Annotated in this window: 24 protein-coding genes; 15 read left to right on the top strand and 9 right to left on the bottom strand. The window is 71.2% G+C overall.

Annotated features, from left to right (window positions below):
• Positions 1–413: 413 nt before the first annotated feature.
• Positions 414–1,235, bottom strand: coding sequence for a hypothetical protein (locus QMK24_RS16465; RefSeq protein ID WP_283466751.1), 822 nt, complete (start codon positions 1,233–1,235; stop codon positions 414–416).
• Positions 1,236–1,337: 102 nt separating this feature from the next.
• On the opposite strand from QMK24_RS16465, the gene QMK24_RS16460 reads away from it, so the two are divergent.
• The 5 genes from QMK24_RS16460 (at position 1,338) to QMK24_RS16440 (ending at position 6,033) form a co-directional block, all read left to right on the top strand.
• On the top strand, positions 1,338–2,735 hold the full coding sequence (locus QMK24_RS16460) for a DUF2786 domain-containing protein (RefSeq protein WP_283466749.1): 1,398 nt from the start codon (positions 1,338–1,340) through the stop codon (positions 2,733–2,735).
• Between the two features lie 81 nt (positions 2,736–2,816).
• The gene (locus tag QMK24_RS16455) at positions 2,817–2,957 is read left to right on the top strand and encodes a hypothetical protein (protein ID WP_283466748.1); all 141 of its coding nucleotides are present in this window, start codon (positions 2,817–2,819) and stop codon (positions 2,955–2,957) included.
• Positions 2,958–2,998: 41 nt separating this feature from the next.
• Complete coding sequence (locus tag QMK24_RS16450) at positions 2,999–3,895, top strand: LLM class flavin-dependent oxidoreductase (RefSeq protein ID WP_283466747.1); 897 nt, start codon at positions 2,999–3,001, stop codon at positions 3,893–3,895.
• A gap of 148 nt (positions 3,896–4,043) precedes the next feature.
• Positions 4,044–4,832 (top strand): VOC family protein, encoded by a 789-nt coding sequence (locus QMK24_RS16445; RefSeq protein ID WP_283466746.1) that lies wholly within the window; start codon positions 4,044–4,046, stop codon positions 4,830–4,832.
• Between the two features lie 211 nt (positions 4,833–5,043).
• Complete coding sequence (locus QMK24_RS16440) at positions 5,044–6,033, top strand: NAD-dependent epimerase/dehydratase family protein (RefSeq protein WP_283466745.1); 990 nt, start codon at positions 5,044–5,046, stop codon at positions 6,031–6,033.
• Positions 6,034–6,093: 60 nt separating this feature from the next.
• Here QMK24_RS16440 and QMK24_RS16435 read toward each other — a convergent pair whose 3' ends face one another.
• From QMK24_RS16435 to pdxR, 4 genes are all read right to left on the bottom strand, one after another.
• Complete coding sequence (locus tag QMK24_RS16435) at positions 6,094–7,338, bottom strand: RNA polymerase sigma factor (RefSeq protein WP_283466743.1); 1,245 nt, start codon at positions 7,336–7,338, stop codon at positions 6,094–6,096.
• A complete protein-coding gene (locus QMK24_RS16430) occupies positions 7,338–7,691 on the bottom strand; it encodes a YciI family protein (protein WP_283466740.1) in 354 nt (117 codons plus the stop codon). Before QMK24_RS16430 ends, QMK24_RS16435 begins: the two co-directional genes overlap by 1 nt.
• A gap of 403 nt (positions 7,692–8,094) precedes the next feature.
• Positions 8,095–8,421 (bottom strand): nuclear transport factor 2 family protein, encoded by a 327-nt coding sequence (locus tag QMK24_RS16425; RefSeq protein ID WP_283466739.1) that lies wholly within the window; start codon positions 8,419–8,421, stop codon positions 8,095–8,097.
• A 174-nt stretch (positions 8,422–8,595) separates the two neighbouring features.
• Positions 8,596–10,311, bottom strand: coding sequence for a MocR-like pyridoxine biosynthesis transcription factor PdxR (pdxR, locus tag QMK24_RS16420; RefSeq protein ID WP_283466737.1), 1,716 nt, complete (start codon positions 10,309–10,311; stop codon positions 8,596–8,598).
• Between the two features lie 126 nt (positions 10,312–10,437).
• Here pdxR and QMK24_RS16415 point away from each other — a divergent pair, with 126 nt between their 5' ends.
• Positions 10,438–11,301 (top strand): L-histidine N(alpha)-methyltransferase, encoded by an 864-nt coding sequence (locus QMK24_RS16415; RefSeq protein ID WP_283466735.1) that lies wholly within the window; start codon positions 10,438–10,440, stop codon positions 11,299–11,301.
• Positions 11,289–11,504, top strand: coding sequence for a hypothetical protein (locus QMK24_RS16410; RefSeq protein ID WP_283466734.1), 216 nt, complete (start codon positions 11,289–11,291; stop codon positions 11,502–11,504). Before QMK24_RS16415 ends, QMK24_RS16410 begins: the two co-directional genes overlap by 13 nt.
• 103 nt (positions 11,505–11,607) lie before the next feature.
• On the opposite strand, the gene QMK24_RS16405 is transcribed toward QMK24_RS16410, so the two are convergent.
• Complete coding sequence (locus QMK24_RS16405; protein WP_283466732.1) at positions 11,608–12,072, bottom strand: pyridoxamine 5'-phosphate oxidase family protein; 465 nt, start codon at positions 12,070–12,072, stop codon at positions 11,608–11,610.
• 193 nt (positions 12,073–12,265) lie between these two features.
• Here QMK24_RS16405 and QMK24_RS16400 point away from each other — a divergent pair, with 193 nt between their 5' ends.
• Entirely contained in the window at positions 12,266–12,919 is a 654-nt protein-coding gene (locus tag QMK24_RS16400) for a cysteine hydrolase family protein (protein ID WP_283466730.1), read from the top strand.
• A gap of 3 nt (positions 12,920–12,922) precedes the next feature.
• On the opposite strand, the gene QMK24_RS16395 is transcribed toward QMK24_RS16400, so the two are convergent.
• Entirely contained in the window at positions 12,923–13,411 is a 489-nt protein-coding gene (locus tag QMK24_RS16395) for a Rieske (2Fe-2S) protein (protein WP_283466729.1), read from the bottom strand.
• 245 nt (positions 13,412–13,656) lie between these two features.
• On the opposite strand from QMK24_RS16395, the gene QMK24_RS16390 reads away from it, so the two are divergent.
• The 6 genes from QMK24_RS16390 (at position 13,657) to QMK24_RS16365 (ending at position 18,080) form a co-directional block, all read left to right on the top strand.
• The gene (locus QMK24_RS16390) at positions 13,657–14,478 is read left to right on the top strand and encodes a HipA family kinase (RefSeq protein ID WP_283466728.1); all 822 of its coding nucleotides are present in this window, start codon (positions 13,657–13,659) and stop codon (positions 14,476–14,478) included.
• Positions 14,475–14,873 carry a DUF3037 domain-containing protein gene (locus QMK24_RS16385; RefSeq protein WP_283466726.1) on the top strand — a complete coding sequence of 133 codons (399 nt, stop codon included), beginning with the start codon at positions 14,475–14,477 and terminating at the stop codon, positions 14,871–14,873. The genes QMK24_RS16390 and QMK24_RS16385 overlap by 4 nt, the downstream gene beginning before the upstream one ends.
• Positions 14,874–15,031: 158 nt before the next feature.
• On the top strand, positions 15,032–15,793 hold the full coding sequence (fabG, locus tag QMK24_RS16380) for a 3-oxoacyl-ACP reductase FabG (protein ID WP_283466724.1): 762 nt from the start codon (positions 15,032–15,034) through the stop codon (positions 15,791–15,793).
• Between the two features lie 23 nt (positions 15,794–15,816).
• Positions 15,817–16,581 carry an SDR family oxidoreductase gene (locus QMK24_RS16375; RefSeq protein ID WP_283466722.1) on the top strand — a complete coding sequence of 255 codons (765 nt, stop codon included), beginning with the start codon at positions 15,817–15,819 and terminating at the stop codon, positions 16,579–16,581.
• A 233-nt stretch (positions 16,582–16,814) separates the two neighbouring features.
• Positions 16,815–17,492, top strand: a complete 678-nt coding sequence (gene ung / locus QMK24_RS16370; protein ID WP_283466794.1) for a uracil-DNA glycosylase — start codon at positions 16,815–16,817, stop codon at positions 17,490–17,492.
• Between the two features lie 39 nt (positions 17,493–17,531).
• Positions 17,532–18,080, top strand: a complete 549-nt coding sequence (locus tag QMK24_RS16365; RefSeq protein WP_502962600.1) for a hypothetical protein — start codon at positions 17,532–17,534, stop codon at positions 18,078–18,080.
• Here QMK24_RS16365 and QMK24_RS16360 read toward each other — a convergent pair.
• Positions 18,068–18,442: a hypothetical protein gene (locus QMK24_RS16360; RefSeq protein WP_283466720.1), complete on the bottom strand. Its 375-nt coding sequence runs from the start codon at positions 18,440–18,442 to the stop codon at positions 18,068–18,070. The genes QMK24_RS16365 and QMK24_RS16360 overlap by 13 nt on opposite strands.
• A gap of 297 nt (positions 18,443–18,739) precedes the next feature.
• Here QMK24_RS16360 and QMK24_RS16355 point away from each other — a divergent pair, with 297 nt between their 5' ends.
• A complete protein-coding gene (locus tag QMK24_RS16355; RefSeq protein WP_283466790.1) occupies positions 18,740–19,639 on the top strand; it encodes a Gfo/Idh/MocA family protein in 900 nt (299 codons plus the stop codon).
• On the opposite strand, the gene lnt is transcribed toward QMK24_RS16355, so the two are convergent.
• A complete protein-coding gene (gene lnt / locus QMK24_RS16350; RefSeq protein WP_283466718.1) occupies positions 19,611–21,131 on the bottom strand; it encodes an apolipoprotein N-acyltransferase in 1,521 nt (506 codons plus the stop codon). The genes QMK24_RS16355 and lnt overlap by 29 nt on opposite strands.
• Between the last annotated feature and the right edge of the window lie 29 nt (positions 21,132–21,160).

Genomic DNA, 21,160 nt, shown 5'->3' with positions numbered 1-21,160 from the left:
GGGCGGCCGCCGCGCCGCTGTCTCCGACTCCAGCGGCAGAGGCCGGGCCGGATCGTCCGGCGCCGTGCGACCTCATTGTCGTCGCCCTACGGCCCGTGTCCCTGTGGCGGCACTGCCGGCTCATCGGCCTGGTCGCCTCCAAGGCCCTTGCCGCGCAGTGCGGCTTCGAATCCGCCGGCTCCGTACCCCACGGCCCCCGCAACCAGCCCCTCGAACTGGCTCATCAAGTCCTGTCCGACCTCGGCCCGGCCGGATCCCGGCCACCGCGCTGCGGGAAGCAGCTCCTTGGGGACTCACCGCGGCGGAGCGGAACGGACCGGGGTCAGGATCGAGATCGGGGCGCCAGGAGTCCATGCAGAGCCAACGACGTGATCGCCGGCCACGACCGCCGGGTCGCAGCCGAGGCGGGCGGGCTAATCCACGGCCCGGCCCGCGGTGCGCATCAGCTCGCGGATGGTGTGTCCGTAGGTCTCGGCGAGGTCCTCCCCGGCGTAGCACAGCACCTCGTCGCCGCCGTAGTCGCCTTCGCAGGCGTCCAGGCCGTCGAGTACACCGAGGCCCACCGCCTCGGCCGCGTCGGTCATGCCCAGTTCCAGGCGGCGGCGAACGTCGGTCTCGTACTGCTCGATGACGGGCTCGATCAGGCGGTGCGCGGCCTCGTACACGTCGGTGTAGCCGAAGCCGGGGCGGTGGCCTGTGCTCAGGTGGTCGATGTCGAGGGCGCGTAGGGCCTGCTCGGCCTCGGCCGCCGTCCGGTCCCGAAGGGCGGCCAGTCCCGCGCGGGTGCGCGGGGCGAGCAGCCGTGCGGCCAGTTCGTCGGCGTCCGTGCGCAATTCGGGCCGGGCGGCGAGCAGTCGGTCCAGTACGGCGGCCTTCTCCAGGGTGGTGAGAGCGTCAAGGACTTCGCCGGGGACGCGGCGCGTGCCGTCGGCGGGCCCGGCGTGCCAGGGCAGGCACCGGGCGACGGCGTGCAGGGCGAGGGCGACAGCATGTCGGCACAGGCGTCCTGGCTCCCGGGCGCACGGGCCGTCGCACTCGGCCGTCAGGTCCCGTCCCACGACCTGCACCCGTACGTCGCGGGCGGTGCCCGAGCCGTCCCGTACCAGGCCGCTGATGCCGCGCGGCTCGCTTTCCGCCCCGATCACCGCGCCGTCGGCGAGCAGGATCCGCCCCTCGGTGACCTCGGTGTCGTCGGCGAAGGCGTGTACCGTCTCGTTGTTCATGACCACAGCCATGCGGTCATTCAAGCGCACCCGGGAAAGGCGGGGGCGGGCGGCCGCGTCCCTTACCCTCGGTGAGGGAAGGTGACATGCGGGCAGAGGTGCAAGGGACGGCCAGTGGGCAAACACAACCAGGAACGACGACGCGCCAAGAAGAAGCAGCGCGACGCGCGGCAGCGGACTCGGGCAGAGCAGGAGCGGGCTTTCGGGGCCGCGTTCGGGTTCGGTGGCTGTGCCTGCGGCGACCCGTTCTGCACAGAGGGCGGCGGGGCGTCCGTACCGCGTCCCCGGGGCCCGCGGACCGTCGCCGACCTGCTCGACGAGGCGATGGGCCGGGTGTGTGCCATCCCATCGGCGGACACCGCCCGTCGCGAAGCCGAACTGGGGCGGGCCGCCGCCCTGTTCACCAGGGCAGGCATGGGCCGGGCTGTGCTGGCGGCGGGCGGCGAGGTGCTGCACGAGGCGTGGCACCGCGGCTGGCAGCCCGCCGATGTGGTGCGCGCCGCCAGGCGTGAACTCAAGGCGCGGCACGGGCGGCTCGCCGCCGACCTGATCGCCGCCCAACACCGCACGCACCCGACGGCGGCTCTGGACGAGCGCTGGGCAGCCCAACTGGCCGCCGTGTCGACCGAGGTGTGGTGGGGCGACGACGACACGTATCTGACCGGTGCCGCCGCCCGCGAGAAGTGCGAACCGACCGCGCTGGGGCGGGCGCTGGTGGAGTTGCTGGACCTGCTGAGCGGGCTCCCGGAGATTCCGCGGCTGATGCCGCCCCCGTGCGAGGCCGGCCCCGGCCCGGCCTCCGGTGGCGGCAGTACGGAGGCGCCGGTGCTCGCCAAGGTCCGGGGGCTGCTGGCGAAGGCCGAGTCCACCGAGTTCCCCGAAGAGGCGGAGTCGCTCACCGCCAAGGCGCAGCAGCTGATGGCCCAGCACAGCATCGACGCGGCGCTGCTGGACGCCGAGCAGGACACCCGGCAGGTGCCGGGGGGCGTACGAGTCGGAGTGGACGCCCCGTACGAGGAACCGAAGGTGCTCCTGCTGCAGGCGGTGGCCGAGGCCAACCGCTGCCGCACGGTGTGGTCGCGGAGTCTGGGCTTCTCCACCGTGGTCGGCTTCGCCGCCGACGCGCGGGCGGTGGAGTTGCTGTACACCTCGCTGCTGGTGCAGGCGCAGTACGCGCTCCAGTCGGCTGGAACCCGGACCTACCGGGACGGCGCCTCGCGCACCCGTTCCTACCGGCAGTCGTTCCTGACCGCCTACGCCACCCGGATCGCCCAGCGGCTGAGCCGGGCGACCGAACAGGCCACAACGGCGGCCGGCGAAGACCACGGGCCCGGTCTGCTACCGGTTCTGGCCTCCCGCGCCCAGGCGGTGGAATACCAGGTGGGTGAATGGTTCACGGAACTGTCCTACAACCACAGTCAGACGCAGGCCCGGGACCGGGAAGGCTGGGTCCATGGCGCGGCCGCCGCGGACCGTGCTCACCTGCACGGCCAGGCCGACGCGCTCCGCTGACGTACGCCGCTGACACGCGCCCGCGCGCGCTGCGGCGAGGGGTGGGCACACCCGCACGGGTCATGTCCCACCGGGTGGCACGTGCTCTCCGCGGAGCCTTCCGACGGAAGACTCCGCCGCGGGTTCGAGAAGGCGCTGTCCGCCGCGCCGCTCGAACCGGCGTCACCGTCACGGGTCAAGGTCGTACGCGACCTCATGCGCGACGGCCGCCGGCTCGGCTGACGGCCGCAAGGGAACACCCCGCCCACACGTAAAGTCAGGACATGCGTATGAGCACTGTCATCCTGCCCATCCACCGATGGACCGAAGGCCAGAAGGTCTGGCGCCGGGCCGAGGAGCTCGGTTTCCACGCCGCCTACGCCTACGACCACTTGTCCTGGCGGAGCTTTCGAGATCAGCCGTGGTTCGGCGCTGTGCCGACTCTCACCGCAGCAGCCCTGGCTACGGAAAGTATCCGCATCGGTACTCTCGTGACATCACCCAATTTCCGGCATCCGGTGACGCTGGCGAAGGACCTGATCACGCTGGACGATGTCAGCGAGGGGCGGATCACGCTGGGCATCGGGGCGGGCGGCTCCGGGTTCGACGCGACGGCCCTGTTCACGAGCGACCAGGAGGCGTGGACGCCGCGCGAGCGGGCCGACCGTTTCGCGGAGTTCCTGCCGCTGCTCGACCGGCTGCTCAGCAATGATGTCGTGTCCTACGAGGGCGAGTTCTACTCCGCGCACGAGGTCCGCAACATTCCCGGGTGTGTGCAGCAGCCCAGGATCCCCTTTGCGGTGGCCGCCACCGGGCCGCGCGGTCTGAAGCTGGCCGCCCGGCACGGCCAGGCCTGGGTCACCACCGGCGATCCGAAGCTCTTCGAGACCGGTACTCCCGCCCAGTCGCTGGAAGCGATCCGCGGTCAGCTCGCCAAGCTCGGCACGGCCTGCGCCGAGATCGGCCGGGACGTCGCCGAGCTGGACAAGATCATGCTCACCGGCTTCACCCCCGACCGCCCCTTGGACTCCTTCGACGCCTTCATCGACTTCGCCGGCCGCCACGCGGAGCTGGGAATCGACGAGATCGTCGTCCACTGGCCGATCCCGGACTCCGACTTCGCCGCTGACCACAAACTGTTCGAACGCATCGCGACCGAAAGCCTCGCCCAGCTCGGTTAGCCCCGGTCCCAGCCGGTGGGTTCTCGTCCGGACGGGGGCTTCTTGTGTGCCGGATGGCGTTATCCGTGGAGCGTGGGAAAGTGGGTCGGGGGGACGCGTACGCGCCCGGGCGCCCCGCCCGCGGCGGACCACCGCTTGGAGACGACAGATGTCTGAAGTCACCGCTCCGTACCAACCCGGCACGCCGTGCTGGCTCGACCTGATGGTTCCCGACCAGCAGGCCGCTCTGGACTTCTACAGAGACCTCTTCGGCTGGCAGGGAGAAGTCGGCCCCGAGGAGTTCGGCGGCTACTCGGTCTGCACGCTGAAGGGCAAGCCGGTCGCCGGGATCATGAATGCGATGTCCATGGGGGACGAGCCCCCGCCGCCCAACTGGACCAGCTACTTCTCCAGCGCGGATGCCGATGCCACCCAGGCCGCGATCAGTGCGAACGGCGGCACGGTGATCGCCCCGGCCATGGATGTCGGCACGATGGGCCGGATGCTGATCGCCGCGGACCCGCAGGGGGCGGTGTTCGGTGTATGGCAGGCGATGGAGTTCCCCGGAGCCCAGATCGTCAACGAGCCGGGCGCGCTGGTCTGGAACCAGCTCAGCACTACCGACCCCAAGGGGGCCGGGGCTTTCTACGGCCCGGCGCTGGGTCTGGAAGCCGCACCCATGCCTGACATGCCGGAGTTCACCGGCTTCCAGGTCAACGGGCGCACCATCGGCGGCGTGCAGGGAATGGAGAACCTTCCCGAGGGGGTTCCGCCGCACTGGCTGGTGAACTTCGTCGTGGACGACACGGACAGTACGGTCGACGCGCTGGTCCGCGCGGGCGGATCGGTGATGGTGCCTCCCTTCGACATGGAGAAGGTCGGCCGGATGGCCGTCCTGCAGGACCCGCAGGGCGCGGCCTTCGCGGTGGTCGCCCTCAGCGATCCGGTAAAGCCCTGACGCCGGCGGCCCCATCCGCGCGACCGAGGCCCAGCTGGATGGCTCGCGCCACCGGCGAGTGAGTCCCGTCGGACCGCCCGAGCTCCAGAGGTGAGCTCGGGCGGAGGCAGGGCTGTGCGAGCCCGGACAGCGGCCGGCTTCAGCTCTGGGCGATTCCGCTGAGAGCATGGAAACGCTCCTGCGGGGGTGGCCGGCGGGCAGGGTGACTGCCATGAGAATTTTGCTGCTGGGTGGAACGGAGTTCGTCGGTCGGGCCGTCGCCGACGTGGCGTTGGCGCGTGACTGGGAGGTGACGGCGTTCCACCGTGGTCGCCATGAGGCACCGCGGGGGGTCGCCACCCTGCTGGGCGACCGGAGCGTCGAGGGCGGTCTGGCGGCGCTGGATCGCGGTGAGTGGGACGTCGTCGTCGACACCTGGTCTGCCGCGCCGTCGGCGGTGCGGGACGCGACCCGGCTGCTCGCCGACCGGGTCGGGTCGTATGTGTATGTGTCGAGCCGGTCGGTGTACCCGTTCCCGCATCCGGCAGGGCTCGCCGAGGACGGCCCTGTGGTCGACGCCTCGCCCGATGACGGCGAGGTGGAGTACGCACAGGCCAAGCGGGGCGGGGAGTTGGCGGCGCTCGCGGCGTTCGGCGACCGGGCGCTGCTGGTACGGGCGGGGCTGATCATCGGCCCCGGGGAGAACATCGGACGGCTGCCGTGGTGGCTGGGGCGGATCGGCCGCGGGGGCCGGGTGCTGGCACCGGGCCCGCATGAACTGGCGTTGCAGTACATTGACGCGCGCGATCTCGCGACCTGGTCCCTGGACGCCGTCGAAAGCGGGCTGGGCGGCCCGTACAACCTCGTGAGCCCGCCGGGACACACCACGATGGGCGAGCTCCTCGAGACGTGCGTGCGGGTGACCGGCTCCGACGCCGAGTTGTGCTGGACCGAACCGGAGACGATTCTCGCGGCCGGCATCGAGCCGTGGATGGACCTGCCGATCTGGCTGCCACCGGGCGAGGACTACGACGGCATGCACCAAGCGGACGTCTCCAAGGCACTTGCTGCCGGGCTTCGTTGCCGCCCTGTCGAGGAGACCGTGGCCGACACCTGGAGCTGGCTGCTGGCCCTGGGCGGCAAAGCGCCGCACCGGCCCGACCGTCCCCCGGTCGGACTGGACCCGGAGACAGAAGCGAAGCTCCTGGATCCGAACGGGTAGTTCCGCACCGGTCCGCCACTGCCAATACCGAGTTGGTGCGCGGCCGGCAGGTCGCGTAGGTCAGTCGTTGGCGGCCAGGGCTCGACGGCGGCGCTCGAGGAAGTCGCGCTCGGCGGTGTTCCCGGTGTGGGCGATCGCCGCCTCGTACGCCGCCAGGGACTCGGTATCGCGGCCCAGGCGGCGGAGCAGGTCGGCCCGGACGGCGTGGAACACGTGGTATCCATCGAGTCCATCGGGACCGAGGTCGTCGACGAGGGCGAGCGCCGCGTCCGGCCCCTCGACCTCGGCCACCGCGACCGCACGGTTGAGGGCCACGATGGGGCTGGGGGCGAGCGCCAGCAGCTGGTCGTAGAGCTGCAGGATCTGCCACCAGTCCGTAGTGACCGCCGCCGGCGCGTCGCTGTGGACGGCGTTGATCGCCGCCTGGAGCTGGTAGGGGCCTGGCTGGTCGCGCCGGAGGCACTGCCGGACGATGCTCTGCCCCTCGGCGATGAGACCGCGATCCCACAGACCGCGGTCCTGGTCGGCCAGCAGCACCAGTTCGCCGTCGGGGGTGGAGCGGGCGGGCCGGCGTGACTCGATGAGCAGCATGAGAGCGAGCAGCCCCAGCACTTCCGGTTCGTCGGGCATGAGCTCGGCCAGCAGCCGTCCGAGCCGGATGGCTTCCGCGCAGAGGTCTTCGCGGACCAGCGCCTCGCCCGAGCTCGCCGTGTAGCCCTCGTTGAAGATGAGGTAGACCACGGCCAGCACGGCTCGAAGGCGGTCCGGGAGGTCGGCCTCGTACGGGACCCGGTGGGGGATCCGCGCATCGCGGATCTTGCCCTTGGCCCGGACCAGCCGCTGGGCCATGGTCGGCTCCGGGACCAGGAAGGCGCGCGCGATCTCCGTCGTGGTGAGCCCGCCCAGGAGCCGGAGCGTCAGCGCGACCTGCGCGCCGGTGGCGAGCGCGGGGTGGCAGCAGGTGAAGAGCAGACGAAGCCGGTCGTCACGCACGGGTCCCTCCTCCAGCTGTTCGCCGCGGGTGTGCAGCAGTGCGGCCTGGGCATGCCGGTCCTGGCGGGACGCCTCCCGGCGGAGGCGGTCGATGGCCCGGTTGCGCGCGGTGGTGATGATCCAGCCGGCCGGGCTCGGGGGCAGCCCGGCGGACGGCCACCGTTCCAGCGCCGTGGTGAACGCGTCCTGGACCGCCTCCTCGGCGATGTCGATGTCACCGAGGACGCGGACCAGGACGGCCACCGAGCGGCCGTACTCCGCCCGGAAGACGCGTTCGATCTCCGCGGCGGGGAGGGCCGGCACACCAGGCATCAGCCCGCTGCTTCCCCCTGGAACGGCCGCACCTCGATGGGGAGGGTGGTCGCCCGGGCGGCCTTGCGGCCCCATTCGAGCGCGGAGTCCAGATCGGGCGCCTGGATGATGCACAGCCCGCCGAGGTGCTCTTTGCCTTCGGCGTACGGGCCGTCGGTGGTGAGCACGTCACCGTCCTGGACACCCACCACAGTGGCCGTGCTCGGGGCGTGCAGCCCCCCGGCGAAGACCCATGCTCCGGCGGCCCTCAGCTCCCGGTGAAAGGTGTCGAGGTCCCGCATGATCTCTTCCAGGACCCCGGGGGCGGGCGGCTCTCCGTCGGGCTGCATCACGCTGAGCAGATACTGCTTCATGGCGTTCCTCCTCGGTCGTCCCGCCGGCTCCGTGCCGGCCTCTCACCCTCTATACGAACGAGCCACGGCCGAATCGACAGCTGAGAGGGAACTCAGGTCGCGACCCAGGAGGCGGGGTGGGAGCGGGGTCGCCGTGGTCAACGGTGGCTGGGGTATTCGACAGCCGGTCCAGCCATTCGGTCATCAGGACCGTTTCGGCGACGGTGAGTGCCGAATCGGGCGACTGGCGCAGCAGCGTACTCAACCGGCTCGCGGTGGAAGGTACTTGGGCATCGTCCGGGCCGCGACCAGGTCGGCCGCCACTTCCAGGATGCGCGCTCGTGTACTCACGAATGGGACGTTAAGCATGGCGTAGCGCCGCTACGTATGCCGACGGGGCTGCGCCGCCGCGATCGGCCCGGCCTCATCCGGTGATCCGCATCAGGGATATCCGGTCGCCGTCGACCGTGAACGCGAAGTCGGAAGGCCCGTTGAAGCCGTTGCCGCCCACCGTCGCACTGACGGTCACCGAGTCGCCCGAGCGGCGTACCGCCGTGATGTCCAGGCTGACGGCCGTGCCGATGAACTCCTTGTCGCTCCACCCGCGGATGGCCTCGCGCCCGGTGAAGACGCGGCCCCAGTCGTCGACCGCGCCGTCATCGGTGAAGCTGTCGAGGAAGGCTTCGGTGTTGCCGGAGTTGGCGGCGTCCGTGGCGCGCCGGACAGCGGGGTGCAGGTCGGAGGTGACCATGGTGTTCTCCTTTTCGGTGCTGGGTGCTGGGTGCTGGGTGCGCTGGTGCGAGGTGGACCGGTCCCAGTCTCGGCGCTTGGTGCGCAGGCGGCCAGGAGAAGCAGGGCCATTGCGGCGATGCCGCCGTACGCCCGGCGATGTCCGGGCCTGCGCCGTTACTGCCTTCAGGTGCCTTCAGGACAGGCGGCGCACGACGTCGCCGAGGATCGCCACGCCCTCGGTGATGTCCGACGGGGTGTTCGCGGCGTAACCCAGGACGAGCCCCGGCTGCTGCGGGCGCTGGGCGTGCCACGACAACGGCTGCACCTTTACGCCGCGCGCGAGTGCGGCAGCGGCGATGTCGGCGTCGCCGCTGACCCTGACCCCGGCCCGGGCCCCCGCCCCGACTCCGGCCCCGACTCCGGCCCTGACTCCGGCCCTGACTCCGGCCGCGGCCCTGACTCCGGCCCCGGCCCCGGCCCCGGCGAACGAGGAGTCGAAGGTGATCATGAGGTGCAGGCCCGCGGCGGCGCCGTGCACGACCGCGCCCGGGAGGTGGGTGGCGATGGCGTCGATCATCGCGTCCCGGCGGCGACGGTGGCGCCTGCGGAGAAAGCGCAACTGGCGTTCCATCTCGCCCGAATCCATCAGCTGCGCCAGAACCAGCTGCGGCAGTACGGGGTTGCCGAGATCGGCGAACCGTTTGGCGGCTACGAGGGCGTCCTGGTACTTCGGCGGTGCGAGCACCCAGCCCACGCGCAGCGCGGGAGCGAGGAGTTTGGACACACTTCCGGCGTAACAGACGCGTTCCGCGAGCATCGAGCGCAGGGCGGGGACCGGTGGCCGGTCGTAGCGGTGCTCGGCGTCGTAGTCGTCCTCGATGATCAACCCACCCTCGCCGGCCCACCGCATCAGCTCGCGCCGCCGCTCGCCGCCGAGCACCGCGCCGGTCGGGAACTGATGGGCCGGGGTGAGCAGGACGGCCGGAGAGCCCTGAGCGCGCAGCGCATCGACGCGAACCCCTTCGGAGTCGACCGGGATCGGCGGGGTGTCCAGCTGCCAATGGCGCAGATGCTGACGGGCCCCGAGCGAACCGGGATCCTCGACCGCCACCTCACTGATCCCGTGGTGGCGGAGCACCTGCGCGAGCAGTCCCAGTGCCTGGGCCACACCGGCGACGATGACGACCTCGCCCGGGTCCGCCCTGATGCCCCGGTTGCGGGCCAGCCAGTTCGCGACGGCGAGGCGCAGCGCCGGCGTCCCGCGGGGATCTCCGTATCCGAAGTCGGACGCGGAGAGGCCGTTGAGTACGGACCGCTCGGCGCGCAGCCACGCGGCTCGCGGAAACGCGGCCAGATCGGGAACGCCGGGCGAGAGGTCGATGCGTGCGGGAATCGCTCGCATCGCGTCGAAGATGTCCACGCCGGGTGCGGTCGCGAACAACGCGCCGGCCGACGGTGTGCTGCCCGGCGTCGAGCTCGTCGGCTGCCGGCCGCCGGAGCGCGCCGGTGTCCGCTCCGGCATCGGCGCGCCAGTCGGTGCCGCCATGGAACCGTGAGCGGGCGCGGAGGCGGAAGGGGGAGCGGTCACAGGAGCGGCGACGACGATCGTGCCGCCCCGTCCGCGTCCCGCGGCGTGCCCGTCCTCGATCAGGCGCTGATAGGCCTCGGTGACCACGCCGCGGGATACGCGCAGCTCTCCGGCCAGTACCCGGGAGGCGGGAAGCCTGCTCCCGACGGGCAGGCGGTTGTCCGAGATCGCGAGCCGCAGCCGGCGGGCCAGCCACTCGGACCTGCCGCCCGTCGGCGCTTCGTCGATACGCAGCTGGAGGAAGTCGGACCCGGACGTCTCCCGGGTCGCTTCCCTGGAGGTTATGGCCTGGTCTGAAGCGTCTCCATTGGACCTGTTCATCGGACCATTGTGGCGCGAGGCTGAACGCATGGATACAGCAATGACGGCGCCGCCGGGGACCGGCAACGGGGCCACAGCGCGAGAACGCGGTACAGGCGGCGGGCAGGGCGCCGGCAGGAGCGGACGATGACGGCCGTCGGCTACGTGCACGGGTACTCGGAGTACGAGACCCGCCGGTTGGGGGACCAGGCGGACACCCTGGCCGGGCTGCTGCACGCCGGTACGGCGTACCCCGCGGGCAGCCGGGTGCTGGAAGCCGGCTGCGGGGTCGGCGCACAGACGGTGCATCTGGTCGCGGCCAGCCCCGAGGCGCGTTTCGTCGCAGTCGACGTCTCCGGCGACTCCCTCGCGCAGGCCCGCGCCCGTATGGCGGCTCAAGCCCCCGGGGCGGCGGTGGAGTGGTGTCGCGCCGACCTGTTCGATCTGCCGTTCCCCGACGGGGAGTTCGACCACGTCTTCGTCTGCTTCGTTCTGGAGCACCTGCTGGATCCGCGGCGGGCTTTGGCCGGGCTGCGGAGGGTGCTGCGGCCCGGGGGCACCGTCACCGTGATCGAGGGGGACCACGGATCGGCGTTCTTCCATCCCGACAGTGCCTACGCCCACGCGGCGATCGGCCACCAGGTCCGGCTGCAGTCCGCCGCTGGAGGAAACGCGCTGATGGGACGACAGCTGCAGCCCTTGCTCGCCAGTGCCGGATTCGACGATGTCGTGGTCCGGCCGCGGACGGTCTACGCCGACCGGACCCGGCCCGCACTGGTCGACGGGTTCACCCGGGACACCTTCATCGCCATGATCGAATCGGTCCGGGACGAGGCGCTGGCCGCCGGTCTCACCACCCGTACCGACTGGGAGCGGGGTATCGCCGATCTGCACCGCACCGCGGCAGACGACGGAACCTTCCACTACACCTTCGCCAAGGCCGTCGCCGTGAACCCGCCGGGTGCCGCCGCCTCCGCCCGGGGCGCCGCGCACGGATCGTGGACCGACTGATGTGGGTGCTGCTCGCCGTGTTCGGAGCACTCGCGCCGGCCGCGATCATGGGGGCCACCGGGCGTGGCGCGCACGACCACCGCGACACCATCCACGGCTTCCGCGAGCCCGTCGCCGACCGGGATGCCGAGCGCGTCCGGGCCGAACTGCGCACTGCCGCCGACCGGACCCGGACGCGAGGACAGACACGGGACCGGCCGTGACTGTGCCCGTGCCCGTGCCCAGAGATAGATCCGCATCTGGTGAGCCGGCCCAGCGCCGCCCCGCCCAGCCCCGTTCCCCTCCCCGTTCCCCTCCCCGCTCCCTCTACCGCGGAAGCTTGCTGAAGTCCCAGGAGGCCACCCGTTCCGGGGTGAGTCGCAGCCACGCGTGGCGGCCGTCGTGCGGCATGGAGTCGAGGCCGAAGTTCTTGGCGGCGAACAGCCGCTCGGGGGTGCCGAGTTCGGGGACGGTCTCGCCGGTACGGGGGGCCTCGCCGATGAATTCGACGGTGCCGGACAGTTCGATGCCGCGTAGTTCCCCGTACTCCACTCCGTCGTCGATCACGACCGAGACGCGGGGGTCGCGCAGCAGGTCTGTCCAGCGCTGGCTGCGGACGATCGAGTAGAGCCAGAGCGATTCGCCGTCCCAGGCGAACCACAGGGCGCCGACGTGGGGCCGGCCGTCCTTGGAGACGGTGGCCACGCGGCAGGTGCGCTGCTCCGCGAGAAAGGCGTCGACCTCGTGCGGTGTCATCATGATTCTGCGGCCCCGCCGCTGAATGACGGCCATGCGTCGAGCACCTCCAGTAATCTGACTGTGTGTCAGAAATAATGGGGGATGGCGGCCCGGCCGTCCAGTGCCGCTCCGGTCGTGGCCTCCCGCTGGCGGGCCGACGGGCTGTCCCCGGCGCCGCATCCCTTCCTGTCTGACGATTCGTCAGTTACGGTCGCCCCGTCCTGGTCCGTCGTACGAGGGGGCATTCATGGCGCCGAGCGACCGGCTCGTGGAGCTGCTGGATCCTGCGGTCACCGCCGTTCTGACCGTGGAGTGCCAGCGCGGTGTCGTCGGGCCGGACAGTGCGCTGCCGGAGCTCGCCGCCGAGGCGCGGGAGTCCGGGGCGCTGGGGAATGTGGCACGCCTGGTCGGCGGCGCCCATGAGGTGGGCGCCGCCGTCCTGCACGCCATCGCCGAACGCCGCCCGGACGGGCGAGGCGCCAACCACAACGCACGGCTGTTCCGCGCCGCGGGTCGGCTGCCCGTTCAGCAGCTGACCGGCACGCCAGCCGTCCGGCTCGCCGACGGCATCCCGCTCGCCGACGGTGACCTGGTCGTACGGCGACTGCACGGGCTGTCGCCGATCGCCGGGACCGATGTGGACGCCCTGCTGCGCAATCTCGGCTGCCGCACCCTGATCGTCGCCGGGGTCTCCGCGAACATCGCGATCCCCAACGCCGTCTTCGACGCGGTCAACCTGGGGTACCAGGTGGTGGTCCCCGCCGACGCCATCGCGGGGGTGCCCCGCGAATACACCGAGGCCGTCGTCCGCCACACCCTCGCGCTCGTCTCCACGATCAGTGCGACCGACGACATCCTGGCCTGCTGGAAGCGGCAGGGACAGCGAGGAGGAAATCCGTAGCGGTCAGCCCAGCTTCAACGAGTCGCTCGAGACGGTGACCTTGGCGGCGGCGAGTGGTTTGGTCGCCGGACCGTTCGCGACGCTGCCGTCCGCGATGTGGTACTTGCTGCCGTGGCAGGGGCAGTTGATGGTGCCGTCCGCCACCTCGCTCACCGCGCAGCCCTGATGGGTGCAGATCGACGAGAACGCTTTGAAATCACCGGCGGTCGGCTGGGTGACGACGACCTTCTGGTCCGCGAAGATCTTCCCGCCGCCCACCGGGATGTCCGCCGTCTTGGCCAGCGACGCGCCACCGTCTCCGCCCCCAGTGGTGGCGGACGGGTCCGGTGCCGAGGACTCCGACGGCGGAGTCGTGGTCTGCTTGGAGTCGCTGGCCTTCGGCGAATCCGACCCGCCGCACGCGCTCAGCGCGGCGATGAGACCTACGCCGCCCGCCGCAGCGACCATCGTGCGGCGGGTCGGAGCCACTGGGATACCGGACGTATCGGTCATGTGACACTTCCTGTCGGCTGGAGAAGAGCCGGGTGGCGGGGGAGCGCCGCCCGGCGGGCGTGTTGTGCGCCCGCCACGTCATACGCAGAGATCCTCCGGCGCGTTCAACGTGATCCGCAGGAATTCCAGCCGGCACCCACACGGACCCGCATGCCAAAGCCGGCACCCATCGCCAACGTCGCCCCACCCCGGTACCCCGCCGGTGGCTGATCGTCCGCTCCGCGCCTCGCACGTAGCCTGGTGGAATGCTCACAGAGGTCACAGGAATCCGTTACGTGACGCCCTTGCGCGAGGGCGGCTCGGTGCCGGGGGTGGTCGAGGCGGACGACCTCGGCACATATGTCGTGAAGTTCACCGGAGCCGCCCAGGGCCGCAAGGCGCTGGTCGCCGAGGTGGTGGCGGGCGAGCTGGCCCGCCGGCTGGGGCTGCGCATCCCCGAACTGGTGCGGTTCCAGTTCGACCCGGTGATCGGGCTCGGCGAGCCCGACGCGGAGATCCAGGATCTGCTCAAGGCCAGCGGCGGCCTCAACCTGGGGATGGATTTCCTGCCGGGCTCGTTCGGATTCGACCCGCTGGTCTTCGAGATCGATCCGGCCGAGGCCGGCCGCATCGTCTGGTTCGATGCCCTGATCGGCAATGTGGACCGCTCCTGGCGCAACCCCAATCTGCTGATCTGGCACAAGGACCTCTGGCTCATCGACCACGGCGCCTCGCTGATCTGGCACCACAACTGGAAGACCGCCGAGCAGACGTCGGCCAAGCCTTTCGACGCCGCAGACCACGCCCTGTCCCGCTTCTCGCCCGACCCGGCGGCCGCCGCGGCCGAGCTCGCGCCCAAGGTGACCGGCGACCTGCTGCGCGAGGTCACCGCGCTCGTGCCCGACGAGTGGATCGCTGACGAGCCGGGTTTCGACGGACCCGAAGACGTCAGGCGGGCCTACGAGCGGGTGCTGCTCGCCCGCGCGGGTTCCGTGCACGAGCGGATCGCCCTCGTGCCGGAACAGAAGCAGAAACAGGAAGCGCCGACCTGGCTGCGCACCTGGGTGGACGGGAAGGCCGCGAAGTGACCGGGTACCGGGGCAGTGGCCGCGATGTGTTCGAGTATGCGCTGGTACGGGTCGTACCGCGGATCGAGCGCGGCGAGATGATCAACGCGGGCGTGCTCGTGTACTGCCGCGCGAAGTCTTTCGTCGGCGCGCGGATCCACCTCGACGAGGCGCGGCTGCGCTGCCTCGACGCGCAGGTGGACGTCGAAGGGGTGCGGGCCGCGCTGCGCGGGTACGAAGGCGTGTGCGAGGGCGGGGAGCGGGCCGGGCAGGCCGCCGGCGATGACGCGGGGCGGCGTTTCCGCTGGCTCACCGCTCCGCGCAGCACGGTGGTCCAGCCCGGTCCGATCCACACCGGGCTGACCGCGGACCCCGAGGCGGAGGTGGACCGGCTGCTCGGTCTCCTGGTGCGCTGAAACACACTCGCGAGGGGTTCCGTTGACAGCGGGTCACAGGGCTCCTACGGTTTCGACAACTAACCTACTAAGCGGTTGCTCATGTGCGGAGTCCGGGCGGAGTCCGCGCGGCGTCGCTTTCAGGGCAAGAGCCGCATTTGAGGGTAAAAGGAGACTGCATGTCCACGACCGAGCAGCGCGTCGCGATCGTGACGGGGGCCGCGCGCGGGATCGGCGCCGCCACCGCCAAGCGGCTGGCGGCCGAGGGCCGCGCCGTCGCCGTACTGGACCTCGACGAGGACGGCTGCAAGGAGACCGTCGAGCAGATCACGGCGGAGGGCGGCAAGGCGCTCGCGGTCGGCTGTGACGTCTCGGACGAGGCTCAGGTCGAAGCGGCGGTGGCCCGGGTCGCGGAGGAGCTGGGCGCGCCGACGATCCTCATCAACAACGCGGGCGTGCTCCGCGACAACCTGCTGTTCAAGATGAGCGCGACCGACTGGGACACGGTCATGAACGTGCATCTGCGCGGCGCGTTCCTGATGTCCCGTGCGGTGCAGAAGCACATGGTGGCGGCCAAGTTCGGCCGTATCGTCAACCTGTCGTCGAGCTCCGCGCTCGGCAATCGCGGTCAGGTCAACTACTCGGCCGCCAAGGCGGGTCTGCAGGGCTTCACCAAGACCCTGGCCTTCGAGCTCGGCAAGTTCGGCGTCACCGCCAACGCCGTGGCGCCCGGCTTCATCGTCACCGACATGACCGCTGCCACGGCCGCCCGGATCGGCATGGGCTTCGAGGAGTTCCAGGCCGCCGCCGCGACCCAGATCCCCGTCCAGCGGGTCGGCAACCCGGACGACATCGCCAACGCGATCGCCTTCTTCACCGGTGAGCAGGCCGGCTTCGTTTCCGGGCAGGTCCTGTACGTGGCCGGCGGCCCGCTCAACTGACGCGCATCGGAGATCTGAGCACCATGACACGTGAAATTCGCACCGACACCGGCAAGGTCGCCCTGGTCACCGGCGCCAGCCGGGGCATCGGCTACGGCATCGCCGAGGCACTCGTGGCCCGCGGCGACCGGGTCTGCATCACCGGCCGGAACGAGGACGCGCTCAAGGAGGCCGTCGAGAAGCTCGGCGCCGACCGGGTGATCGGCGTGGCCGGCAAGGCGCACGACGAGGCCCACCAGGCCGTCGCCGTCGAACGCACCATGGAGGCGTTCGGCCGTGTCGACTTCCTGGCGAACAACGCCGGTACGAACCCGGTGTTCGGCCCGATCGCCGAACTCGACCTGAACGTCGCGCGCAAGGTCTTCGAGACCAATGTGATCTCCGCGCTCGGCTTCGCCCAGCAGACCTGGAAGGCCTGGCAGAAGGAGAACGGCGGGGCGATCGTCAACATCGCCTCGGTCGCCGGTCTCGCGCCGTCGCCCTTCATCGGCGCCTACGGCATCAGCAAGGCCGCGATGGTCAATCTGACGCTGCAGCTCGCCTCCGAAATGGCGCCCGGGGTGCGGGTGAACGCCATCGCTCCGGCGGTGGTCAAGACGAAGTTCGCCGCGGCGCTCTACGAGGGCCGCGAGGAGGAGGCCGCGGCGGGCTATCCGCTCAAGCGGCTCGGTCTGCCGGAGGACATCGGCGGCGCCGCCGCGTTCCTGCTGTCCGAGCAGGCGGGCTGGATCACCGGCCAGACTCTGGTGATGGACGGCGGGCTGTTCCTGCACGCGGGCGTCGCCTGAGCGGTCCTCGCCCCCGTCCGTACCGCAACGCGCAATCCTTGGTGCCGGTCCCGAACAGGGGCCGGAACCAAGGATTTCTCACGTGCCGCTGAGGATGCGGCACCCGGGAAAGCAGCCGGGAAAGCACCCGCGAAAGCACCGGGAAGTACCCGGGGCAGTGCGTTGTCAGTGGCTCCCGGTACGTTCGGAGTCCAGTAACGGATCGTGTACCGGAGGTTCCTGACGTGCCCAGCATGCTGCCCGACTCCTGGCAGGACGTCCTCGGCGAGGAGTTGGACAAGCCGTACTTCGAGCAGCTCACCGCGTTCGTGGAGGCCGAGCGTTCCGCGCACAAGGTGTTCCCGCCCCGAGACGAGGTCTTCGCGGCTCTGGAAGCCACCCCGTTCGACCAGGTGAAGGTGCTGATCCTCGGCCAGGATCCGTACCACGGGGAGGGGCAGGGGCACGGCCTGTGCTTCTCGGTGCGGCCGGGGGTCAGGACTCCGCCGTCGCTGCGGAACATCTTCAAGGAGATGAAGGAGGAACTCGGCCACCCGGTACCGGACAACGGGTATCTGATGCCCTGGGCCGAGCAGGGCGTCCTGCTGCTGAACGCGGTGCTGACGGTGCGGGAGTCCGAGGCGAACTCGCACAAGGCCAAGGGCTGGGAGAAGTTCACCGACGCGGTGATCAAGGCCGTGTCCGAGCGGCCCGACCCGGCGGTCTTCGTGCTGTGGGGCAACTACGCCAAGAAGAAGCTGCCGCTCATCGACACCGAGCGGCATGCGGTGGTCCAGGGCGCGCACCCCTCGCCCCTGTCCGCGAAGCTCTTCTTCGGCAGCCGTCCCTTCACGCAGATCGACGAGGCGGTCAAGGCGCAGGGCCACGTTCCGATCGACTGGCGCGTCCCGGACCTCGGAGTCCGCGCCTGACCGCGATTGCCGGACCCTGCGGATAGCGTCAAGGAATCCATGGAATGGGACGCCCGCAGGGCGCAGGAGGCGGCAGTGACGGAACAGGGGCAGGAGCACGAGCACGAGCAGGGCTGGGGCGGCGGGCAGGACGCGGTCATGACGCGGATCGGCCAGGTCATGATGCTGCTGCACGGTGGCGACCGTGAAGAGGCCAGGACCCGGTTCGGTCAACTGTGGGCGGAGATCGGCGAGGACGGCGATCCCCTCCACCGCTGCACCCTGGCCCACTTCATGGCCGACACCCAGGACGATCCCGAGGACGAACTGGAGTGGGATCTACGGGCCCTGCGGGCCGCGGACGGTCTCTCCGACGAGCGCATGGGCCGCCACCACGAGTCGCTCGCCGTGCGGGGCTTCTACCCGTCGCTGCATCTGAACCTCGCCGCCGACTACGTGAAGGTCGGGGAGCACGGGCTGGCGCGCAATCACCTCGTCCGGGCGAAGAGCGCCTCGGGGGCGCTAGGTGACGACGACTACGGCGACGGCCTGCGGGCCGCGATCGGGCGGATGGAGCTGCGGCTGGACGGCTCCGGTCACCGGCCGTAGGACTCGTGGCAGATGCGGGAGGCGTCACTGTCCTTGGCCCAGCCGCCGTAGGACTCGCCCAGCGCGCACACCCCCGCCCCGCCGGGCAGCGACGCGGCCGGGTGGGGGCGCGGGGCTGTCCTGGCGGCCGGGGCGGGCTCGGCACCGGACCGGGCGGGTGCCGCCGCCGGGATCCGGGCCCTGTGCCGTCGTGGGGCGGACTCCGGCCGCGGGGTGGGGATCCGCGGTTCCGCGGAGGGTTCGGGACGGACGGTCGCGAGCGCCTCGTGGTCCGGCTGCCGGACGATCGTCCGGTCCTGCGGGAGCGGATAGCCGGGCACGACCGGCCCCGGCGACGACTCGGGTACGGGCTGCTGGTTCACCGTCGTACATCCGGTGACGGCGGAAGTCGCCGCAATGAGCACTACTGCTGCCAAATGACGCATTCGGACAACTCTGCCGGTCACAGCTGCCCTTGGGTATTCCCCGCAGGAGTGACGCGGAGTGACACGTATCGCCACCACGTATCGCCACCAAAGCAGCGCCACCACGTATCCCCGCCGCGGGCTTCCGCGGCATCGCCGGTCGGCGGCCCCCGCGGGCCCCGTATGCTGCCAGAACACACTAGACGTGGCACCGCGGTAGAACGGGAGAGGCACATGGGATCCGGCAACGCCCCCCTGAAGATCGGGGTGATCGGGCTCGGCGACATCGCACAGAAGGCGTATCTGCCGGTGCTCGCCACCCAGCCGGGGCTCGAAGTGCACCTGCACACCCGTACCCCCGCCACCCTGGACCGGGTCGGTGACGCGCTCCGCCTGCCGCACCGGCACACCAGCCTTGAGGCGCTGATCGGCCAAGGGCTCGACGCCGCCTTCGTGCACGCCCCCACCGACCGGCATGTCGAGATCACCGAGGCGCTGATCGAGGCCGGCGTCCCGGCCTATGTCGACAAGCCGTTCGCTCCCGACCTGGCCGGGGCGCGGCATCTGGTGAACCTCGCCGAGCAGCGCCGCGTCAGCCTGATGGCCGGCTTCAACCGCCGTTACGCGCCCGGCTACAACCAGTGCGCGGAGCATCCGCGCGATCTGATCCTCATGCAGAAGAACCGGGTGGGGCTCGCCGAGGAAGCCCGCTCGGTGGTGTTCGACGACTTCATCCACGTCGTCGACACCCTGCGCTATCTCGTGCCGGGCCCGATCGAGCACACCGATGTCCGGGCCAGGGTCCGCGACGGCCTGCTGCACCATGTCGTCCTGCAGCTGTCCGGATCCGGATTCACCGCCGTCGGCACCATGAACCGGATGAGCGGCTCCACCGAGGAGATCCTCGAAGTGAGCGGCGCCGACACCAAGCGCCAGGTCGTCAACCTCGCCGAAGTCATCGACCACAAGGGCCAGCCCACGGTGCGCCGTCGCGGGGACTGGGTGTCGGTCGCCCGCCAGCGCGGCATCGAGCAGATCATCCTCGCCTTCCTCGACGCGGTGCGCAGCGGCAAACTGCTCGACGCGCAGGACGCGCTGCGCACCCACGAGCTGTGCGAGCGGATCGTCACCGCGGTGCGCGAGCAGTCCGCCTGACGCGTAGCGAGATCTCGTAGCCCGCGGCCACCACGACGAGCGCCAGCGCGAGGTGGGGCACCCAGTCCCCGAACCGGGCATACGGGCTGCGGCCCTCGGACAGCGGCACCTGGTACACCGCCGCCGTGCTGGCGCTGGTGCCCAGCCAGGAGCCCACCGGCCGGCCCCGGCCGTCGTAGACCGCGCTCACCCCGGTCAGCGTGGCGTGCACCATCGGACGCCAGGTCTCCGCCGCCCGCAGCGCGGCGAGCGAGGCGTGCTGGGGAGGCGCCCAACTGCCCTGGAACGACGAGGTGGACGACTGGGTCACCAGCAGCTGCGCCCCGGAGTCCACCAGGGTGCGGCTCATGTCGGGGAAGGCCGACTCGAAGCACACCAGCGGGCCGAAGCGCAGCTCCCCGGCCGTCATGACCACCTGATGGTCGCCACGGCGCCGGTCCTCGCCGGCCGCCTTGCCGACCGAGGTCGCCCAGCCCAGCATCGAGCGGAACGGGATGTACTCGCCGAACGGCACCAGACGCATCTTGTCGTAGCTCTCCCCGGTGACGCCGCCCGCTCCCACCAGCACCGAGGTCTTGGAGATGCCGCGTCCGTCGGCGCGCCGGGCATCCACGTTCACCAGGACGTCCGCGTCCACGTCCCGCGCGAGCGCGGCGAGCCGGTCGGCGAGATCAGGACGGGACGACAGGTCGAAGCCGACGCTGCTCTCGCCCCACACCACCAGATCCAGCCGTTGCCCGGCCAGCGCGCGGGTCAGTTCCTCCTCGCGGTCGAACCGCGCCTGTGCCCCCTCGATCACCCCCGGCTGCACCACCGCGATCCGCACCGATCCGGTCCGCTCGGGTACCGGCGCGCCCAGCCAGACGGCGGTCGTGCCGACCGCGGCGGCGGCCAGCGCGGCGCCGGCGGGAGCGCGGGCGTCGGGCACCGCGATCAGTGCGGCCACCGCCGTGTTCACCGAGACGACCAGCACGGTGATCAACCAGACTCCGCCGACCGAAGCGAGTCGCAGTGCGGGGGCGACCTGCCACTGGCTCGCCCCCAGCAGTCCCCACGGTCCGCCCAGGTACTGCCAGGAGCGCACCAGCTCGACCATCAGCCATCCGCACGGCACCAGCACCATGGCCGCGGCCAGCCGCCGTGCGCCGGGCCGACCGCCCAGCGTCCGCCGCAGCAGCCACCCCCACGGTGCCCACAGCGCCCCGAGCAGCAGCGCCAGTACGACGAGGAACACATTGAGGCTGGGAAACAGCCAGTGGTGGACGGCCAGCATGAAACCGGCTCCGCCCAGCCAGCCGTCGAGCGCGGCTCGCCGGCCCGTTGTCGCGGATCGGGCGAGCAGGATCCACGGCACCAGCGCCACGTACGCCAGCCACCACAGGGACGGTGCGGGGAACGCGAGCGCGGGCAGCGCGCCCGCCGCGGCCGCCGCGGCGCCGCGCACCCACGGCGAGGTGAGCCGGGATGCCTGCCGGTCCGCCGTCACCGTCATACCCGCTCCCTTGAGAGTGCTTCGCCTCA

Source organism: Streptomyces sp. PH10-H1 (genome assembly GCF_030063355.1).
Classification (GTDB): domain Bacteria; phylum Actinomycetota; class Actinomycetes; order Streptomycetales; family Streptomycetaceae; genus Actinacidiphila.
The sequence above is the reverse complement of the archived record's forward strand: the minus strand, read 5'-3'. Positions and strand labels throughout refer to the sequence as shown.

Excerpts from the sequence above, each read along its gene's own strand:
- QMK24_RS16440 (WP_283466745.1), top strand. The coding sequence starts at position 5,044 with ATGAGAATTTTGCTGCTGGGTGGAACGGAGTTCGTCGGTCGGGCCGTC.
- QMK24_RS16450 (WP_283466747.1), top strand. The coding sequence starts at position 2,999 with ATGCGTATGAGCACTGTCATCCTGCCCATCCACCGATGGACCGAAGGC.
- QMK24_RS16375 (WP_283466722.1), top strand. The coding sequence starts at position 15,817 with ATGACACGTGAAATTCGCACCGACACCGGCAAGGTCGCCCTGGTCACC.
- QMK24_RS16445 (WP_283466746.1), top strand. The coding sequence starts at position 4,044 with ATGTCTGAAGTCACCGCTCCGTACCAACCCGGCACGCCGTGCTGGCTC.
- fabG (WP_283466724.1), top strand. The coding sequence starts at position 15,032 with ATGTCCACGACCGAGCAGCGCGTCGCGATCGTGACGGGGGCCGCGCGC.
- QMK24_RS16405 (WP_283466732.1), bottom strand. The coding sequence starts at position 12,072 with ATGGCCGTCATTCAGCGGCGGGGCCGCAGAATCATGATGACACCGCAC.
- QMK24_RS16390 (WP_283466728.1), top strand. The coding sequence starts at position 13,657 with ATGCTCACAGAGGTCACAGGAATCCGTTACGTGACGCCCTTGCGCGAG.
- QMK24_RS16415 (WP_283466735.1), top strand. The coding sequence starts at position 10,438 with ATGACGGCCGTCGGCTACGTGCACGGGTACTCGGAGTACGAGACCCGC.
- pdxR (WP_283466737.1), bottom strand. The coding sequence starts at position 10,311 with ATGAACAGGTCCAATGGAGACGCTTCAGACCAGGCCATAACCTCCAGG.
- ung (WP_283466794.1), top strand. The coding sequence starts at position 16,815 with ATGCTGCCCGACTCCTGGCAGGACGTCCTCGGCGAGGAGTTGGACAAG.
- QMK24_RS16395 (WP_283466729.1), bottom strand. The coding sequence starts at position 13,411 with ATGACCGATACGTCCGGTATCCCAGTGGCTCCGACCCGCCGCACGATG.
- QMK24_RS16400 (WP_283466730.1), top strand. The coding sequence starts at position 12,266 with ATGGCGCCGAGCGACCGGCTCGTGGAGCTGCTGGATCCTGCGGTCACC.
- lnt (WP_283466718.1), bottom strand. The coding sequence starts at position 21,131 with ATGACGGTGACGGCGGACCGGCAGGCATCCCGGCTCACCTCGCCGTGG.
- QMK24_RS16425 (WP_283466739.1), bottom strand. The coding sequence starts at position 8,421 with ATGGTCACCTCCGACCTGCACCCCGCTGTCCGGCGCGCCACGGACGCC.
- QMK24_RS16435 (WP_283466743.1), bottom strand. The coding sequence starts at position 7,338 with ATGCCTGGTGTGCCGGCCCTCCCCGCCGCGGAGATCGAACGCGTCTTC.
- QMK24_RS16365 (WP_502962600.1), top strand. The coding sequence starts at position 17,532 with ATGGAATGGGACGCCCGCAGGGCGCAGGAGGCGGCAGTGACGGAACAG.
- QMK24_RS16465 (WP_283466751.1), bottom strand. The coding sequence starts at position 1,235 with ATGGCTGTGGTCATGAACAACGAGACGGTACACGCCTTCGCCGACGAC.
- QMK24_RS16430 (WP_283466740.1), bottom strand. The coding sequence starts at position 7,691 with ATGAAGCAGTATCTGCTCAGCGTGATGCAGCCCGACGGAGAGCCGCCC.